The following is an 18661-nucleotide window of genomic DNA, read 5'->3' as shown; positions in this document are numbered from 1 at the left end:
CATGGACAGCAATCTGCTCGACTATTACAACCGTGAACTGGCCTACCTGCGTGAGATGGGGGCCGAGTTCGCTGCGCGCTACCCTAAAGTGGCAGGACGTCTTGGCATGCGCGGCATTGACGTGGCGGACCCTTATGTCGAGCGGCTGATGGAAGGTTTTGCCTTCCTGACGTCGCGCGTGCAGCTGAAGATGGATGCGGAGTTTCCGCGTTTCTCGCAGCGTCTGCTGGAGATGATTGCGCCATCCTATCTCTCGCCAACGCCGTCAATCGCGATCGCTCAGCTGACGCCGGACAGCCGCAAAGGCGACATCACCCAGGGCTTTCGCGTGCCGCGCGGCACCATGATGGAGAGCCAGAACCTGAAAAAAACCGGCGTGACCTGCAGCTATACCACCGCGCACGATGTGGTACTGCATCCGCTGCGCATCAGTGAAGCCAGTCTCGGCGGCGTGCCCGGCGATCTGCCCTCTGGCGAGCTGAAACTCGGCGGTCTGGGCGCGGTCAGTGCGCTGCGTATGCGCATCAGCTGCGAAGGGATCTCCTCGCTGAGTCAGCTTAGCGTGGACGATCTGATGCTGTTTCTCAGCGGCCCGGATATCCAGGCACTGAAACTGCTGGAGCTGCTGATGCAGCACCGGGTGGGCATCGTGCTGCAGTCGGTTGAGAAGCGGCCACAGCGTCAGGTGCTGACAGACGACGCGTTACAGCAGCAGGGCTTTGCGCCGGAGCAGGCGCTGCTGCCGGACGATCTGCGCAACTTCGACGGCTATCGTCTGTTGCAGGAGTATTTCGCCTTTCCGGCGCGCTTCCAGTTTATCAGTCTGAGCCAGTTGGCCCCGTTTCTGCGCCGCTGCGACAACGCCATGGCGTTCGACATCATCATTCTGCTCGATAAAGCGGACAGCGCACTGGAAAGCGTGGTCGATCACAGCCATCTGGCGTTGCACTGCACGCCTGTCATCAATCTGTTTCCGAAAACCGCCGAGCGCCTGAAGGTCAGCGACAGCCAGCATGAATATCACCTGGTGGTGGATAACATCCGGCCGCTGGATTATGAGGTGCACTCGGTGCAGCGGCTGTTCGCTACGGTAGAGGGCAAGCGCGAAGAGCAGGTTTTCCGTCCGTTCTGGAGCACCTTCAGCGGTGACCAGGGCGATTACGGTGCCTATTTTTCACTGCGCCGCGAACAGCGTACGCTGTCCGAGCAGGCGCAGCGCTACGGCACGCGCACCGGTTACATCGGCTCAGAAGTCTTTCTGTCGCTGGTGGATGAGCACCACGCGCCGTGGCACGACGAGGTGCGCTATCTCTCCGCTGACGTGATGTGTACCAGCCGCGATCTGCCGCTGATGCTGCAGCAGGATCAGGGCAACTTTGTGATGCCGGACTCCATTCCGGTATCGGAGCTGAAGCTGTGCAAAGGGCCGACGCCTCCGCGTCCGGCGCTGGCCGAGGGACTTTCCGCGTGGCGGCTGATCAGCCATCTGCAGATGAACTACCTCAGCCTGATGGACAGCAGCGACGGAGAAGGCGCGGCGGCGCTGCGTCAGCTGCTGAGCCTCTACGCCAACCTGGCGGAAGCGCCGGTCGCACGTCAGATTGACGGCATCCGCCACTGCACGCTCAGCGCGGTCAACCGCCGCGTGCCGGAGCCGGGCCCGGTGGTGTTTGCGCGCGGTGTCAGCATCACGCTGGAAGTGGATGAGCAGGCGTTTTCGGGTGCCAGCCCGTGGCTGTTCGGCAGCGTGCTGGAGCGGGTCTGTGGCCGCCTTGTGGCGCTCAACAGCTTCACGGAGTTCACCCTGAACAGCCAGCAGCGTGGAGAAGTGGGCTACTGGCCGCCGCGCATGGGCCGGAAAGCGCTGATATGAGTGGCGAAAAGGTGATTTCGCTGCCCCGGCTCACCCGTCTGCCGGATGATTTCTGGCAGCGGGTGATGGCCGCGCCGTGGCGCTACGATCTGTTCCAGCTGCTGCGGCGGCTGGATGCGCAGGGCGGTCAGCGCTATCCGCTGGGCCGTGCGCCGCTGCCGAAGTTCGAATCGGTGCGCATCAGTCAGACACCGTCACTGGCGTTTGCGCCCGCCACCGTCGCCAGCGCCACGCCGCGTGACGAAGCGGGACGTCATGAGCTATCCATCTACAGCTTCGGTCTGTTTGGCCCCAACGGTCCGCTGCCGACCCATCTGACCGAATATGTGCATGAACGTATCGTGCATCATCAGGATCACAGCCTGTCGGCGTTTGCTGACCTGTTTCACCATCGCGCCACGCTGCTTTTTTATCGTGCCTGGGCCGATGCGCAGCCGACCGTGTCGCTGGATCGCCCCGACGACAGTCGCTTCCTTAACTATCTCGCCTGCCTGGCCGGCATCGGTTTACCGGCCCAGCAGCAGGCCAGCTCGCTCAGCCTCCATGCCCGACTGATGCTGGTGGGTCACCTCAGCCGCCACGGCCATGATGCCGAAGGGCTGGTGCGGATTCTGCGCCACTATTTTGGTGTGCCGGTCAGGCTGACGCAGAACCTGCCGCACTGGCTGACGCTGGACAGCCGCGATCAGGCCCGACTGGGCGCGGGACGCCATATGCCCCGGCTGGGCGCTTCTGCATTTCTCGGCGTGGCGGTGCGCGATGTGCAGCACCGTTTTCGCCTGCACCTGGGACCGCTCAGCGCCGCGCAATATGCCCGTTTTCTGCCGGATGCCCCCGGCGCGTGTGAAGTACGCGACTGGGTGCGTCACTACCTCGGCATCGAAATGCAGTGGGATCTCAGCCTGATCCTGGCCGCTGACGAGGTACAGGGTGTGACGCTGGGTGGAGGTGCCCGACTCGGCTATACCAGCTGGCTGGGGCATGCGCCGCAGCCGCAAGATCGTGAAGATTTTATGTTTGAGGTTGAGGCTGCTTCGCGCTAGCCCAGCCGCTTTTCCTGTTACACAGCCTGCGTCTTTCATTGAAGAGAGCCCCCTATGTCAGAAATCAGCCGTGCCGTGCTATTCGGCAAACTGGATACGCTGTTATTTACCTCGCTGGAAAGCGCCACCGCCTTTTGCAAACTGCGCGGCAATCCCTATGTTGAGCTGGTGCACTGGCTGCATCAGCTGATGCAGCAGCAGGATGGCGACTTACAGCAGGTCATCACACATTTTTCACTGGATGAAAAGGCCCTGACTCAGGATATCGTTGCCGCGCTGGATCGCCTGCCGCGCGGTGCCAGTGCGGTCTCCGACCTCTCCGAGCATATCGACAGCGCCGTTGAACGGGCGTGGGTTTACGCCTCGCTGAAATATGGCGCGACCCGCATTCGCGGCGGCCATCTGCTTATCGGCATGCTGAAAACCTTCAACCTGGCCAGCGTGCTGAAAGGCATCTCCGGTCAGTTCAGCCGCGTCAACGCCGATGCGCTGCTGGCGGAGTTCGACACGCTGCTCAGCAACAGCAAGGAAGCACAGCAGGTGCTGAGCGCACCGGCGGATGCTGGCGGCGCACCGCCCGCCGCCAGTGGCAGCACGCTGGCACAATATGCGCAGGACCTGACGGCGCGCGCCCGTGAAGGCCGCATTGATCCGGTAACCGGACGTGACGACGAAATCCGCCAGATGGTCGATATCCTGATGCGTCGCCGCCAGAACAACCCGTTGCTGACCGGCGAAGCGGGCGTCGGCAAAACCGCGGTGGTCGAAGGCCTCGCGCTGCGTATCGCGGCGGGCGATGTGCCTGCGCCGCTGCGCGATGTGCAGCTCTGGCTGCTGGACATCGGCATGCTGCAGGCGGGTGCCGGCATGAAAGGGGAGTTTGAAGCACGACTGCAGGCGCTGATCAATGAGGTGCAGTCCAGCCCGACGCCAATTGTGCTGTTTGTTGATGAGATCCACACCCTGGTCGGTGCAGGCGGTCAGCAGGGCACCGGTGACGCCGCCAACCTGCTGAAACCGGCGCTGGCGCGTGGACAGTTGCGCACCATCGGCGCGACCACCTGGGCGGAATACAAAAAGTACATCGAGAAAGATCCAGCGCTGACCCGTCGCTTCCAGACCGTGCAGGTGCAGGAGCCGGATGAAGCCAGAGCGATTCTGATGCTGCGCAGCACCGTCAGCGCACTGGAGAAACATCATCGGGTGCTGTTGCTGGATGATGCGGTCAGTGCGGCGGTGAAACTGTCGCATCGCTACATTCCGGCGCGCCAGCTGCCTGACAAAGCGGTGGCGCTGCTGGATACCGCCTGCGCCCGCGTGGCAGTTAGCCAGGGCGCGCAGCCCGCGGCGCTGGAAGATTGTCTTCACCGTCTGGCGGCGCTGGAGATTGAAGCGGAGATCATTGAACGTGAAATCCGGGTGGGCCTGGGCGACGCCACCCGCCAGCAGGCGATTGCAGCGCAGCGCACTGCGCTGGAAGCCGAGCGGGATGCGCTGCAACAGCGCTGGCTGCAGGAGCGCGAACTGGTCGAGACGCTGATTGCGTTGCGCGCCCGCTGTGTGACAGAAGAGGATGCGGCGCTGCGTGAACAGCGTGATGCGACGCAGCAGCAGCTTACTGCGCTGCAGGGCGACACGCCGCTGCTGTTTGCCGCCGTCGATGCAGGCGTGGTGGCTGCCGTGGTCTCTGACTGGACCGGTATTCCGCTGGGCAGAATGGTGAAGAATGAGATCGACGCGGTGCTGAATCTGGCCGACACCCTGAACCAGCGGGTCATCGGCCAGCGTCACGGCCTGGATCTGATCGCCAGACGGGTACGCACCTCGCGCGCGCGCCTTGATAATCCCAACAAGCCGGTCGGTGTGTTTATGCTGTGCGGGCCTTCCGGTGTCGGCAAAACCGAAACCGCGCTGGCGCTGGCCGAGTCGCTGTACGGCGGCGAGCAGAACATCATCACCATCAACATGAGTGAGTTTCAGGAGGCGCACACCGTCTCGACGCTGAAAGGCGCACCGCCGGGCTACGTCGGCTACGGCGAGGGCGGCGTGCTGACCGAAGCCGTTCGCCGTCGTCCCTACAGCGTGGTGCTGCTGGATGAGATTGAGAAAGCCCATCCGGATGTGCATGAGCTCTTCTTCCAGGTGTTTGATAAAGGCTGGATGGAGGATGGCGAAGGCCGGCACATCGATTTCCGCAACACCATCATCATTCTGACCTCCAATGTCGGCACGCAGTTAATCAGCGCGATGTGTGCCGATCCTGAACTGATGCCCGATCCCGACGCCCTGAGCACCGCGCTGCGTAAGCCGCTGCTGGAGGTGTTCCCGCCTGCGCTGCTGGGCCGTCTGCTGGTGGTGCCGTATTACCCGCTCAGCGACGCGATGCTGGCGGAGATTGTGCGGCTGCAGCTGGCGCGCATTGTGCGTCGTCTGGCCGAGAACCACGGCATTGAGGCGCAGATCGACGAGTCAGTGGTGAGCCAGATCGTTCAGCGCTGCACCGAAGTCGAGTCGGGCGGTCGCATGGTGGATGCCATCCTCACCAACACGCTGTTGCCACAGATGAGCCAGATCCTGCTGAGCGCCCACGCCCGTGATGAACGCTATCGCCGCGTCGATGTGCGTTGTGAGCAGGGTGAATTTGTCTGCCAGTTCGCGGTTTAAAGCCTGGCTATCAGAGAGTAATCGAATATGTCGGAACATGATCAACCCCTGAATGTCCCCAACGCCTTGCCGCTGGGTTACCGCTTCAATGAGTTTGAAATCAAAGAGGTCATCGGCGGTGGCGGCTTTGGCATCGTCTATCGCGCCTGGGATCACCAGCTGGAACGTGATATCGCCATCAAAGAGTTTATGCCCGCCTCACTGGCAGTGCGCAGCGATGACCTCAACCTGGTGCTGCGCAGCGAACGGTTCAGCAAAACCTTTCACGCCGGACTGAACAGCTTTATCCAGGAGGCGCGGCTGCTGGCGCGCTTTAACCATCCCAACCTGCTGCACGTACTGCGTTTCTGGGTGCAGAACGACACCGCCTACATGGGCACGGTGTTCTACAGCGGCACCACACTCTCGAACTTCAGCGAACGTAATCCGCAGTCGGTAAATGAGGCCTGGATCCGTCGCATGTTGCCACCGCTGCTGGGCGCGATCAAAACCATCCATGAAGCGGGCTATCTGCACCGCGATATCTCGCTGGATAACATCCAGATCCAGAGCAGCGGGGAGCCGATCCTGCTGGACTTCGGGTCGGCGCGTAAAACCATCGGCAATCTGTCGGATGAGAGCGAGACGATGCTGCGTCCCGGCTATGCGCCGATTGAGCAGTACAGCGACAATGATGAGAGTGAGCAGGGCGCGTGGACCGATATTTACGCGCTGGGCGCGGTGCTGCATACCCTGATCACCGGTGCGCCACCGCCGGTCAGCGTGGTGCGCAGCATCGAAGATAACTACCAGCCGCTGGTGCAGCGTCGTATTGCGGGCTACTCGACGGCACTACTCAGCGCCGTCGATCGTGCGCTGGCGCTGAAACCGGAAGATCGTCCGCAGAGCATTGATGATTTTGCTGCGCTGATGGCGCTACCGGAACGTGAACCGGAACCGCTGCTTAGCGCAAAAATCAGCAGGCCGGGCACCATGCTGGTGCCGATTGAAGAAGAAGAGGAGGTGATCAAACCCGCCTCGAAACTGAAAACGCTGCTGGGACACCGCTTTGCACTGCCGGGCCTGGTTGCCGCTGGCGTGCTGGTCGGCCTGGGCGCCGGTCTGCTGATGTCACGCGGTAACGAACAGACACCGCCGGCTGAGACCGCGCAAAACGACGCGCCTGCCGTCACCGTCGCGCCGGTTAACCAGCCGGTTGCCGCGCCTCCGACTCAGACTGAGGCCCCGCCGGATACCGTTGCCAGCACTCCGGCTCAGACGTCTGAGCCCGCGCAGACCGCCGAGCGTGAACCCGATCCACAACCGGCACCACCACCCGCGCCGGTCGCCCAGGTCTATATCCGTCTGCAGCAGGGTGAACGCGTTCAGGTGAACGGTCAGCCGCAGGCGCTGGTGCCGGCGGTGAATGGCTTCGCCACGCTGCAGCTGGCGCCGGGCAACTACACCTTTGCCATCAGCGGCCAGAGTGGCACCCGCGAACAAACGCTGAACATCAGTGAAGAAGGTGTCTGGTTGCTCGATCCACACAGTTAATAGTCAGGGATTACTTATGTTCTCACGCATTACCGCACAGCTGCCGGCGGACGGCCTGCTGTTCCATACGCTTAAGGGCACCGAGACGCTGTCCCGTCCGTTTGTGCTCACCGCTGAACTGCTGGCCACCGACGCGCGCATCGACCGCCACGCCCTGCTGGGGAAGCCGGTGACGTTTACGCTGCCGACCGACGGGCTGATGAACGCGCTGAGCCCGCGCTACCTCAACGGCAAAATCACCCGGGTGGCGGTGCGCAGCCAGGAGCTGAGCGGCACCCGCTACGCGGTCTATGAGCTGACGGTCGAGCCGGACCTGTGGCCGATGAAGCGCGACCGCAACCTGCGCATCTTCCAGAGCCAGACGGTGCCGCAGATTGTGCAGACGCTGCTGAAGGAGTACGGGGTCAATGTGGAGACGCGCCTGGCGGGCAGCTACCGGGTGTGGGAATACTGCGTGCAGTATCAGGAGAGCAGCCTGGACTTTATCAGCCGCCTGATGGAGCTGGAGGGGATTTACTATTTCTTCCGCCACGAGGCGGACAGACACACGCTGGTGCTGTGCGACGCGCCGGACCAGCATCAGGCGTTTCCGGGCTATGAGACCATTGCCTATCACGTCACCCCGTCGGGCGGCGTGGTGACTGAAGAGGGCATCAGCCAGTGGTCGCTGGCGGAAAGCGTGACGCCGGGCATCTACAGTACCGACGACTACGACTTCCGCAAGCCGAACGCCTGGATGCTGCAGGCCCGGCAGAATCCGGCGTCGCCGGTGCCGGGCTCGGTGGACGTTTACGACTGGCCGGGCCATTTTGTCGACCACAGCCACGGCGAGTCCTACGCGCGCATCCGTCAGGAGGTGTGGCAGGCCGAGCACCACAGCGTCAGCGGGTCGGGCACGGCCACCGGCATCGCGCCGGGCTTTACCTTCTCGATCATCAACGCGCCGCACTTCAGCGACAACGGCGAGTATCTGGTGACCTCGGCGATCTATGACTTCGCTGAAAATTCCTACGCCAGCGGCGACACCGGCGACAGCCGTCACAACATCCACTTCACGGTGCTGCCGTCGTCGGTGACTTACCGCACGCCGCCGGAAACGGCGTGGCCGAAAACGCACGGCCCGCAGACGGCGAAGGTGGTGGGACCGAAAGGCGAGTCGATCTGGACCGACCGCTATGGGCGGGTGAAGGTGAAGTTTCACTGGGACCGGCTGGCGAAGGGCGATGACACCAGCTCCTGCTGGGTGCGCGTCTCCAGCGCCTGGGCCGGCCAGGGATTTGGCGGGGTGCAGATCCCGCGAGTGAACGACGAAGTGGTGGTGGACTTCATCAACGGCGATCCGGATCGTCCGCTGATCATCGGCCGGGTTTACAACGAGGCAAGCATGCCGCCGTGGGCGCTGCCGGCGGCAGCGACGCAGATGGGCTTTTTGAGCCGGTCGAAGGATGGCACGGCGGACACCGCGAACGCGTTAAGGTTTGAGGATAAATCGGGTGAGGAACATCTGTGGATTCAGGCGCAGAAGAACATGGATACCCATGTTAAAAACGATGAATCACATAGTGTTGGTGGGGAACGAAGCCACTATGTGGCTAAAAATGAGCTCAACAGGGTTGAAGGTAATCAGATTCAGGCCATAAAAGGCGGAACTGAAATCCTCACTGGCCTGAGTAAAGTTGATGCAGTAGTCGAACAGTATGTTCTGGCGTCGGGATCGCAGTTGAGACTTGTTTCTGGTGAAAGTGCCATTGAGCTCAATGCTAATGGCACAATAAATCTTATTGGAAAAGATTTTAACTTCTTTGTTGAGAACGACGGACATATCACCACTGGCGGTAAACTGAATCTAAATACTTCGGGTGCTAAACCTGGTACGTCTGCGCCAGGTGCAGGTCATAAAGGTGATATTGATGCGGCTGTAAAGGAGAAATTTACGCCGGGAAAGGAGAATAAGGCAGGTGCATTAGCAAGCGCGCCTGCCGACGCGTCACAAAATGCCGGCTTAGCTACGAATACTCAGGGTCCTTCTTTTAGTGGCTTTGGCGCAGATGTAGACAATATGGTTGAGAAATCACCGACCATGAAACAGGACATCACGACCCTCAAAAAGCGCGGCTGGGTTTTTAAGGAAGGGGCTGCAGGTAAAGGTACGTTTGCCGATCGTCAGAGCCGGATTATTACTGTTGATAAAAGTCATATGAACGATGCCGCAAAAGTGGTGCAGTCACTGTCACATGAGAGTGGACATGCATTGTATAAGCCTGATATCAATGTAACCACACGTGAAGCCTACCTGAATAGTGCACTTAGTGATGAAGGGGCAGCAACACTTAACAATATTCGCGTACAGCGCGAAATTATTGCAAATCAGGGCAGAGATATTGGTATAGCTGGCAATTCAGCAAATCAGAAAGGGTACAACGGAATCTATGATTCCCTGAGTAAAGGTGACATAAGCGAAAGCGAAGCCAGGACGCAGATTGGTCGTATATTCGGTAAAGGTGAAAAAACCTCAACTACCAATCAACTTTACGAAGATTACTATGGGGGCTGGTATGATAAAAATTATCCGACAAAGTAAGGTATTTATTTTATTAATGGCTGGTTTCATGTTAAGCGGAATAGTGGAAGCGAAGATGCAAAAAGAAGATATATGGGGTTTTGTTACAAAAATGAGTACCTCCATAAAGAATCTATCTGTGGAACGTATTCATCACGTACCACTGGCGTTTACATTAAAAAGTCAAAATGAGTACATTAATTTCTATCAGGCTAATCCTGTAAAACTACAAGATGCTTCGGAGATTACGGATATTGAATTGCGTTTAAGTAAAACATCTGATGGCATGCCCCCTTTCCTTAGCTTTATTCCTCATGGGAAATGCCTCTCGCTCGATGATGTCAAAAAGCACTATCAGAGTGTTAAGTTAACCGATTATCCTCGGGGGCAGTCTGAAAACGAAGTGACCAGCTATACATCATCCCCAGATATTAATGGACAGGTCATCACGTTTTCATTTTCTGCCAAAAACCCTGATTGCCTGAATAAAATTATTATTACTGCCGATGAGTAAAAGAACGTGATGTTGAATCCATTGCCTCATATTTGAGGCCCTTATGCCTTTACTCCGATAAAAACACAATGATTGTAAATCGTTTTTTCACCAGCCTTATATTTGTGTCTGTTCTCATGGTTTTATCCTGCATTGCCAGGGCCGAATCCAGCACGGAATCGTCTGTTCCTGCCCTTAACGAGGGCGATTTTTCCGTTCTGCTAAACGACTATGCTTTCACTCCCGGAGACACATGGAGCAATGAAAGCTTCGTACGGGCTGGTAAGGCTCTGAGTTCAGTTCTGGCCGGAGAAGTGGCTATCAATAACCAGCAGTACAACTACTTCCAGCATAGCTATGACGGCTTTGAGTTGTTCAGCGCGGCGGCGGTGGGAGATGCCAGCCACACGGTTCTGGCTGAGATCCTACTGGAAAATGCCAATGTGCCGACGTCCCGAAATATAAAGGTAGGCGATAGTCTGGAACAGGTTCAGCAAGCCTATGGACCCGGAAAAGAAGATAACAGTGATAATCAGCACTGGCTTGTCTACCCGTCTGGCGGGAAACAGTTGATGTTTCAGATTGACCAGGGAAAGGTCAGCTGCATCATGTTGAAAACAGACATGGGGGCAGAGCAAAGCGAAATCAGCGCTGACCAGGCTATCAGCGCTGCAACCAAAGCAATTCATACCTGGCAACTGACCACCCTCGATGAGAAATGCCTGCGATACGATCTTGACGACAGCAGTGATGAAAGTTTCTTTGTTATTACGGTTCGTGAAGATAATCACGACGCCAGTTGCGGTGGCGATCCTGATATTACGCATCGACTTTTCGACATTAAAGTTGCGCGTGATAATACACAGATACTCACTAATGCCGATAACGTTGATGGCGAATATCATAGCCTTATTCCACCCGCCACAAACAATTAATAAAACGGATACCCAATATGCATTACCAATTCAATGAGGGCGCCTTTGCGCTTTTTCCTGCTGCCTGGCAGGACACCACCATGAATATTCTCCGCGATGAAGCCAGTGGGCTGGCCTGGGTTGTGAGCCGTGGCGTTATTTCTGAGGGCAGTGATGCGGAAAAAGAGTTCCAGCGTCAGTGGGACACATTGCGGAGTCAGATGGGCCATATCCAGCAGACTGAATTTGTACGTTTGATGGCAGGTGTGGATAACACATTACACGCGGTTGAAGTTGAAACCGTATTTGACCGTAACGGGCAGGCAGTGTGGCAGAAACAGCTGGCTACACAGGTCCCGGATACCAACATCTTAATGATTTTTACGCTCTCAGCCATGCGTCCATTCAATGAAGAGGATGGACAGCGCTGGAGTGCATTTAAACAAAGCCTGAGTCTGAACAATCCACGGAAAGCATAACCTATGGATAACCCTGCTGCCCGCGTGGGCGACGAGATCATTCACTCCAGCATTTTCGCTGATATCACAAGCATTGTTGCGGAAGGTGCGGCCTATGCCGTCATTGGTGCCGCAGTGGGTGCTGCTATCGTCTCGGCAGCGCCCCTGCTGGGTACAGGGGCGGCAGCGGCGAGTGTAGCAGCCGTGGGTAACAGTTGCCTGCTCAGCGGTATTCTGGGTGGTGTACTGGCCAATGCCGTTGGTCTGTCACAAGAGATCAGTAAAGCGGCCGATGGGCTGGGTAACATGATATTCCCGCCGTCACCTGCCGGAGTAATCGCCAGTGGATCAGTGGATGTCTACGTTAATGGTCTTTTAGCCGCACGCGCGGCCGGGATGCTCACGCCTGGCGAGACACCGCCACCGGAACCACAATCGCCGCAGAGCTTCGCGGACTATGGCGGCATGTTGCTCTCTGCGGTCGGCCAGTTTGGCAGTGCAATGTGGCAGCCCACGGTAGCCTCCGCCGATGCGGGCACCTCTCCGCTGGAGCAGGACAAAGTGGCCTGTGAAAAACACAGTGCACCGCAATATCTGGCTCAGGGATCGAAAAGCGTCTTTATCAATGGCCAGCCTGCAGTGCGCGCAAAGGATAAAACCACTTGTGACGCCACCGTGAGCGACGATGTTTCCCCCAATGTCATCATTGGTGGTGAAACCGTCACGGTCAGAGAGATCAAAAGTGGCAAGGTGCCAGGTCTGGCCGTGATGATGATCGGCCTTTCCCTCATCCGTGGTCGCCCCAGTCAGATCATCAAAAACATGCCCTGCGCGCTGGCCGGTGCCGTGGGCGGTATGGCGGCGGACATGGCTATCAATGCGGCCTTCTCGTCGCTGTTTCCGGTTCATGCGGCGACCGGCGTCAAAGTCCTTAATGATGATGCCGAGCGTGATTTTTCCCTCCCCGGACGTTTCCCGCTCAGTTTTCAGCGCAGCTATAACAGTCTGACCCAGCGCGCTGGCCTGTTTGGTCAGGGCTGGGCCACGGTGTTTGACAGCTACCTGACGCTGGAAGGGAATCGGGCAACCTGGTTTGATGACAACGGGCGCGAGCTGAGCTTTGACGTTCCCGGTGACAAAGAGGTGCTTTACAGCATCAGCGAAGGGCTGATGGTACGGCGCAACGAGTCTGGCGATATCGCCATTGCCGATGACGACGGTGCGGTATGGCGTCTTTACAGGCGCACGGCCGCTGATCCGCAGGTGCTGCGCCTGGCTTCACTGAGCGACGAGTACGGTAATGCGCTGGAGATGGGCTGGGATGAACAGGCCCGCCTGGTGCGTATCCATGACGCGCCGCTGGCGATTGACGTCACGCTGCACTACGACGACAAACAGCACGCGCGGCGTCCGACATCAGCCAGCCATTTTGATGGCGATCAGCACTGGCCATTAGCGCGATGGACCTACAATGATCGGGGCCAGCTTACCAGCGTTACTGATGCCGCAGGCGTTGTCTCACGACGCTTCCGTTACAACGACGATGGATTGATGGTCTGGCACCAACTGCCGGGCGGGCTGGAGAGTGAATATCGCTGGCAGAAGCTGGATCACTGGCGCGTTGTAGAAAACCGCACCAACAGCGGTGATGGCTGCCACATGCATTACGATCTTGAGGCGGGCATCACCCGCGTGTCGACCTATGACGGTCAGCAGCGCGAACACCACTGGAATGCCGCGGGCCTCATCACCTGTTTTATCGACGAGCGCGGCGAGAAGTGGCGCTACGAGTGGGATGAAAACGAACTCCTGACGCGTCGCATCGATCCGCTGGGCAACGCGGTGAGCTTCACCTATGACGATCTGGGCAACCGTGTTGAAGAGAAGGATGCTGACGGTGGTGTGCAGGCGGTGCAATGGCTGTCACACCGTTCGTTGCCCACGGTTGTTGCCGGAGCAGACGGTTCCACAACGAAATACTATTACGATCCCCATCACGGCCTTGAACGCGTTGTTGATGCGCTCGGGCAAAGCACGCTCTATCAGCGGGATGAGTTCGGACTGGTTGTCGAAGAGACTGACGCAGCAGGTAATAGCTACCGCCGTGAGTTTAATGATGCCGGCCAGGTTATCCGTGAAACCGACTGTTCAGGGCTGACCACGCGCTACCGTTATCATCCCCTGGGCTGGCTCAGCTGTGTCATCGCGCCGGATGGTGAAGAAACCCGTTATCACTATGATGCAGCAGGCCGTCCTCTTCAGCTGGAACGCGCAGAAGGATGGGAAGAGCGGTTGCACTGGAGTGAAAACGGACTGCCGCTGGCCTATGAGTCGGCTGATGGCAAGCGCAGTGAATTCCGTTACGACAATGTCGGGCGATTGATCGCCAACCGTAATGCACAGGGTGAGACGGTTCAGCGAAGCTGGGACAGCCGTGGCCGGTTGACGGCGCTGCAAAACGAGAACGGCGAGCAGTATCAGTTCGAGTGGGGCGCAGATTCTCTGTTGCTGGCCCAGGTCGGGCTGGATGGTGTTGCCACACGATATGACTATGATGCGGCGGGCCGCACGGTATCACGCACCTTTGCCGCCGGACATCCTCAGTCCATTACCCATCGCTATCACTGGAGCCGTGCGGGGCAACTGCTGGCGCAATCCACGCCGGAAGGCCAGACGCGCTATCACTACAGCGGTGGGGGGCAACTGGGCAAAGTGTCGCAGCATTTGCCGCTGTCTGACACCGAGTGGAGCCAGCAGGCCGAGCAGGAGATTACCTTTGAGTATGATGTGCTGGGCCGCATCGTTGCTGAGCAGGGGGAGCAGGGCGAACTGGCGTGGGAGTATGACGCGCTGGGCAACTGCACTGCCCTGACGCTGCCGGATGGCCGCAACCTGAAGCAGCTTTATTATGGTAGCGGGCATCTGCTGAGCATCGCATTAGACAACCTGCCGGTCACGGAATTTACCCGGGATACACTGCATCGGGAACTCAGCCGGACGCAGGGCGGCCTGACCATGCGCAGTGAATACGATCGCTTAGGCAGACTGCGCCGCCGTGACGTGTTTAAGGGTGACTCACAGCGTCCTGCACCGCGCGTCTGGTCCCGCCGGCGCGACTTCGATTACGGCAACAACCTGATCCGTGAAGAGCGCGACGATAATGCGTTCAGCCAGACATTATGGAACTACGATAACGCCGGCCGGCTGTTGTCACAGGACGGTGCGCAGCCGGGTAATGAACAGTGGCGCTGGGATGGCGCAGGCAACCCGCTGGATCGCCATAGTGCCGCTCATGTCATGCATAACCGCGTCACCGGACTGAACGGTATCCGCTGGCAATATGACATTCATGGCCGTACCACTGAGAAAGATGACGGGCATACCCGCTGGCGATATCGCTATGATGGGGAGCATCGCCTGACGGATGTGATCAGCGAGCCACGGGACCGTAACAAGCCGCGTACAAAGGTGAGTTTCCGCTACGATCCGCTTGGGCGCCGCATCAGTAAAACCAGCCAGCAGCTGTTGCAGGGAAGACCGTCTGGCAACGCCGTCACGACGCGCTTCGTCTGGGAAGGCTACCGCCTGCTGCAGGAAATCCACGACGGCACTCCGCTGACCTACGTTTACAGCGACAGCCAGAGCTATGAACCGCTGGCCCGTATTGATGGCGTGGAAAGCCCGGAGATTTACTGGTTCCATAATGCGGCCAACGGAATGCCGGAGCTGCTGACTGACGGTGAAGGGCAAAAAGCCTGGGAAGGTATCAACAGCCCGTGGGGCAAGCTGCTGCGCGAGTCCAGCCAGCGTGTTCCTGTGGTGGAGCAGAACCTGCGTATGCAGGGCCAGTACCTGGACCGGGAAACCGGACTGCACTACAATCTGTTTCGTTATTATGACCCGGACAGCGGACGGTTTACCCAGCAGGACCCGATAGGGTTGGCGGGCGGGATCAACCTTTACCAGTATGCGCCGAATGCACTGGGTTGGGTGGATCCATGGGGGCTGACAGCATGTGGTGATAAACCAACAAAGCGGTTACCCGAGGCTGAGCAAGGGCAATATAATTACAGAGGGATACATAAAGGTCATCCTGAATGGGATAATGCTTTGAAAGGTAAGGTTGTACCGGGTAATGTAAATTCTAAAATATCTCCTGAAGAGCATAACTTCGGCGGTGTGTCTGGAGATAGTCCATTTACTTCATGGACTGATGATCCTGCTGTTGCGCGAGGGTTCGCTGGTGCAGAGGGTGTTGTGCTCAGAGTTAAAACGGGAGCACCTAAACCAGGTGATGCCTGGTCGTGGGAATATTCCTTTGATGAATGGATGGAGCGAGAGATATTAATGAAAGGAGTTCGGTTTGGTGATGTGGAGGTATTTCTGCCGTGATTGACTTAAAAGCATCCAAGCTTATAGATGAGCATTTTCCTGAGATTTACAAGGGCTTATTGAACAATAATGGCAATAATAAAATTGCTGCCTTTGAATGCAATAAAGAAAATGAATTGCGCTTGATGAAAGTTCATTATGAGAATGCTAAACGCTCAGGATTAAATGCGATAGGCTTAGAAAAGCTAATAACAGAACTGGAGAAAAACCATGAGGATACAGTGTTCCTTATTAACATAAGGAATGAAGGGTATTTTTTTAAATTGTATCTTGGCCAAAATTTACATGAGTTATTAGGATATGTCATTTTAGAGTTAAGGAAGAAAACTGAAGAAGAACTACGCTGGGGGCGTGAAGTTTTGGGTATTAAGAATAAAAATTCTGATATTTAAAAGATTATTTCCGTTTTGGGATTTTCTGTTGCGCTGATATAAGCCGGCCGGGTCGCTGGCATTCGTCATGAATGTCTCGCCAGCGGCCCGGCGTTAAATATTCTATAAGCCATTTTACCTTCTCCTGCTCCAGTCCATAGCCCATCCTTTCTGCCTGCATAAACATCTCCTTTTCCTATGGCTCGCCCCATATTTTAATCTGACCTCCCTCCAATCCTCCTGAAAAACCCATCCATCATCACTATTACCTCTGGCTATAACCTGCCGTTATACCCTCCAGCTAAACAAGCATTCGTCACCTTTCAGAGCGCATGAAATAGTGGTTTCAGAACCTGATCTTTTGGCTGAAACGAGAGACAACATGCTAATCCCACAACCCTATTTACTCTTTCTTGGCGATGTTACCGATCCCCTTGCGGCAAAAACGGCGCGCGGTATTCATATCTGGCGGCCGGAGCAGTGCGTTGGCGAAATTAAACTGCCGGGCTGCACGGTCAGTCTGGGTCTGGATGAACTGGATATTCCCGGCGCCAAAGCGCGCGGAGCGAAAACGCTGGTGCTTGGCACTGCCAATGCCGGGGGCTATCTGCCAGCGCACTGGCTTGAAACGATCAAAGGTGCCATTAAAGCAGGCATGAATGTGGCCAGTGGTCTGCACCATCGGCTGGTAGACGAACCGGAACTGGTGACGCTTGCGCAGGCTTCGGGCGTTGAGCTTTTTGACCTGCGTCATATGCGTCCAGCGCTCAATGTGGGCAGCGGTAAGAAGCGTTCAGGTAAGCGGATACTGACCGTGGGTACAGACTGCTCAGTGGGCAAGATGTACACCTCACTGGCGCTGGAAGCGGCGATGCGTGCGCGCGGCCTGAAAGCTGATTTTCGTGCCACGGGGCAGACCGGGATTCTGGTCGCAGGGGAGGGCATCGCTGTCGATGCGGTCATCGCTGATTTTATTGCCGGTGCAGCAGAAGCGCTTTCACCGGCGAATGACGAGGACCACTGGGACATCGTTGAAGGCCAGGGCTCACTGTTCCACCCCTCTTATGCGGGCGTCAGTATGGGGCTGATGCACGGTGCGCAACCACACTGGCTGGTCATGTGCCATGAAATGGGACGACCTCATATGCGTCATTTGCCACACCAGCCCATGGTCAGCCTGCAGGCGTGCGTTGAAGCCAATCTGCGTGCCGCGCAGGTGACCAGTGAGTCGGTTCAGCTGGCTGGCTTTGCTATCAACACCTCCAATTACAGTGAAGAAGAGGCGCTCGCTTATTGCGCCGAAATCAGCGCTGAGTTTGGCTTACCGGCCACAGATCCGGTGCGTTTTGGTATTGATGAGATCGCCGCACTGCTTCAGGAGCGTGGCTGAAATGAGAAAGTTGCAGATTGATGTGGTGGAGTTGCCGCTGGCGCGACCCTTTGCTATCGCACGCGGTACCCGTACCGCCGTGACGGTCATCCGTGTCACGCTGGAGCAGGAGGGATTCATCGGGCAGGGCGAATGTACACCAACGGCTCGCTACGATGAGACGCCGGATAGCGTTAAGGCCATGCTCGAAGCGGTACGCACTGACATTGAGTCGGGCCTCAGCCATCATGATCTGCAACACCGCTTACCCGCCGGTTCAGCGCGCAACGTGCTGGACTGTGCGCTGTGGCGACTTGATGCCGCACGGGCTAATCAGACGCTGTGGCAAAAGAGCACCTGCTCTCAGCCAGAGTCGGTCGTTACGGCAGAAACCCTTAGCCTCGATACGCAGGAATGTATGGCTCTGGCGGCGGCGGATGCTGTGTCACGTGGCGCCCTCCTGCTCAAAATTAAACTCGACCGTAATGCGATTCTGGAAAAAGTAGCAGCGATTCGCGCGGCGGCACCGCATGCCACGCTCATTATCGATGCCAATGAAGCCTGGTCGGGTCTGGAACTGGAAAGCCTGCTGGTGGCACTGAAGGCCTTCAACATCGCGATGGTGGAGCAACCCCTTCCCGCCGGACAGGACCATGACCTGAAACGTTTCAAACATCCCATACCGGTCTGTGCCGATGAGAGCTGCCATACGCGGGCGGATATTGCCGGATTACGCGATCGCTACGAGATGATCAATATCAAGCTGGATAAGTGCGGTGGCCTGACTGAAGCGCTGGCGATGGTGGATGAAGCCCGGACGCTCAATATGCGCATTATGGTCGGTTGCATGCTGGGCTCGTCACTGGCCATGGAGGCCGCATTGCCCGTCGCGGTTAACGCTGAGTTCGTCGATCTGGATGGCCCCATCTGGCTTGCCGCCGACAGTTCTCCTTTCCTGAGCTACTCCCAAGGCCGTATCTGGCTATAACTC

The 18661-nt window shown here is 57.5% G+C and carries 12 protein-coding genes; all 12 read left to right on the top strand.

All coding sequences use genetic code 11. From position 1 onward, the window contains the following. Position 1: 1 nt before the first annotated feature. Positions 2-1873 carry a type VI secretion system baseplate subunit TssF gene (gene tssF / locus ACX8ZY_RS11745; RefSeq protein ID WP_158131775.1) on the top strand — a complete coding sequence of 624 codons (1872 nt, stop codon included), beginning with the start codon at positions 2-4 and terminating at the stop codon, positions 1871-1873. Beyond that, a complete protein-coding gene (tssG, locus tag ACX8ZY_RS11740; protein WP_346531920.1) occupies positions 1870-2916 on the top strand; it encodes a type VI secretion system baseplate subunit TssG in 1047 nt (348 codons plus the stop codon). Before tssF ends, tssG begins: the two co-directional genes overlap by 4 nt. Positions 2917-2970: 54 nt before the next feature. Further along, complete coding sequence (gene tssH, locus ACX8ZY_RS11735; protein ID WP_337030439.1) at positions 2971-5580, top strand: type VI secretion system ATPase TssH; 2610 nt, start codon at positions 2971-2973, stop codon at positions 5578-5580. 27 nt (positions 5581-5607) lie between these two features. Further along, positions 5608-7113: a serine/threonine protein kinase gene (locus ACX8ZY_RS11730; RefSeq protein WP_158131773.1), complete on the top strand. Its 1506-nt coding sequence runs from the start codon at positions 5608-5610 to the stop codon at positions 7111-7113. A gap of 16 nt (positions 7114-7129) precedes the next feature. Then, the gene (locus tag ACX8ZY_RS11725; protein WP_421664976.1) at positions 7130-9694 is read left to right on the top strand and encodes a type VI secretion system Vgr family protein; all 2565 of its coding nucleotides are present in this window, start codon (positions 7130-7132) and stop codon (positions 9692-9694) included. Next, complete coding sequence (locus ACX8ZY_RS11720) at positions 9669-10187, top strand: hypothetical protein (RefSeq protein ID WP_233273060.1); 519 nt, start codon at positions 9669-9671, stop codon at positions 10185-10187. The genes ACX8ZY_RS11725 and ACX8ZY_RS11720 overlap by 26 nt, the downstream gene beginning before the upstream one ends. 68 nt (positions 10188-10255) lie before the next feature. After that, positions 10256-11101: a hypothetical protein gene (locus ACX8ZY_RS11715; protein WP_182499955.1), complete on the top strand. Its 846-nt coding sequence runs from the start codon at positions 10256-10258 to the stop codon at positions 11099-11101. Positions 11102-11118: 17 nt separating this feature from the next. Further along, on the top strand, positions 11119-11559 hold the full coding sequence (locus tag ACX8ZY_RS11710) for a DcrB-related protein (protein ID WP_083068286.1): 441 nt from the start codon (positions 11119-11121) through the stop codon (positions 11557-11559). A 3-nt stretch (positions 11560-11562) separates the two neighbouring features. Further along, positions 11563-15930, top strand: coding sequence for an RHS repeat-associated core domain-containing protein (locus ACX8ZY_RS11705; RefSeq protein WP_459259941.1), 4368 nt, complete (start codon positions 11563-11565; stop codon positions 15928-15930). Further along, the gene (locus tag ACX8ZY_RS11700) at positions 15927-16322 is read left to right on the top strand and encodes a hypothetical protein (protein WP_233267941.1); all 396 of its coding nucleotides are present in this window, start codon (positions 15927-15929) and stop codon (positions 16320-16322) included. The genes ACX8ZY_RS11705 and ACX8ZY_RS11700 overlap by 4 nt, the downstream gene beginning before the upstream one ends. A 361-nt stretch (positions 16323-16683) precedes the next feature. Continuing rightward, positions 16684-17691: an N-acetyltransferase DgcN gene (gene dgcN, locus ACX8ZY_RS11695; protein ID WP_158149382.1), complete on the top strand. Its 1008-nt coding sequence runs from the start codon at positions 16684-16686 to the stop codon at positions 17689-17691. A gap of 1 nt (position 17692) precedes the next feature. Then, positions 17693-18658, top strand: a complete 966-nt coding sequence (gene dgcA, locus ACX8ZY_RS11690) for an N-acetyl-D-Glu racemase DgcA (RefSeq protein WP_158131770.1) — start codon at positions 17693-17695, stop codon at positions 18656-18658. The last annotated feature ends 3 nt before the right edge of the window (positions 18659-18661 follow it).

The sequence above is a fragment of the Pantoea sp. XAF26B01_ASV70 genome (genome assembly GCF_054512635.1).
Note: the sequence above shows the minus strand (reverse complement) of the source record. Positions and strands in the feature narration are given on the sequence as shown.

Excerpts from the sequence above, each read along its gene's own strand:
- tssF (WP_158131775.1), top strand. The coding sequence starts at position 2 with ATGGACAGCAATCTGCTCGACTATTACAACCGTGAACTGGCCTACCTG.
- tssG (WP_346531920.1), top strand. The coding sequence starts at position 1,870 with ATGAGTGGCGAAAAGGTGATTTCGCTGCCCCGGCTCACCCGTCTGCCG.
- tssH (WP_337030439.1), top strand. The coding sequence starts at position 2,971 with ATGTCAGAAATCAGCCGTGCCGTGCTATTCGGCAAACTGGATACGCTG.
- ACX8ZY_RS11730 (WP_158131773.1), top strand. The coding sequence starts at position 5,608 with ATGTCGGAACATGATCAACCCCTGAATGTCCCCAACGCCTTGCCGCTG.
- ACX8ZY_RS11725 (WP_421664976.1), top strand. The coding sequence starts at position 7,130 with ATGTTCTCACGCATTACCGCACAGCTGCCGGCGGACGGCCTGCTGTTC.
- ACX8ZY_RS11720 (WP_233273060.1), top strand. The coding sequence starts at position 9,669 with ATGATAAAAATTATCCGACAAAGTAAGGTATTTATTTTATTAATGGCT.
- ACX8ZY_RS11715 (WP_182499955.1), top strand. The coding sequence starts at position 10,256 with ATGATTGTAAATCGTTTTTTCACCAGCCTTATATTTGTGTCTGTTCTC.
- ACX8ZY_RS11710 (WP_083068286.1), top strand. The coding sequence starts at position 11,119 with ATGCATTACCAATTCAATGAGGGCGCCTTTGCGCTTTTTCCTGCTGCC.
- ACX8ZY_RS11705 (WP_459259941.1), top strand. The coding sequence starts at position 11,563 with ATGGATAACCCTGCTGCCCGCGTGGGCGACGAGATCATTCACTCCAGC.
- dgcN (WP_158149382.1), top strand. The coding sequence starts at position 16,684 with ATGCTAATCCCACAACCCTATTTACTCTTTCTTGGCGATGTTACCGAT.
- dgcA (WP_158131770.1), top strand. The coding sequence starts at position 17,693 with ATGAGAAAGTTGCAGATTGATGTGGTGGAGTTGCCGCTGGCGCGACCC.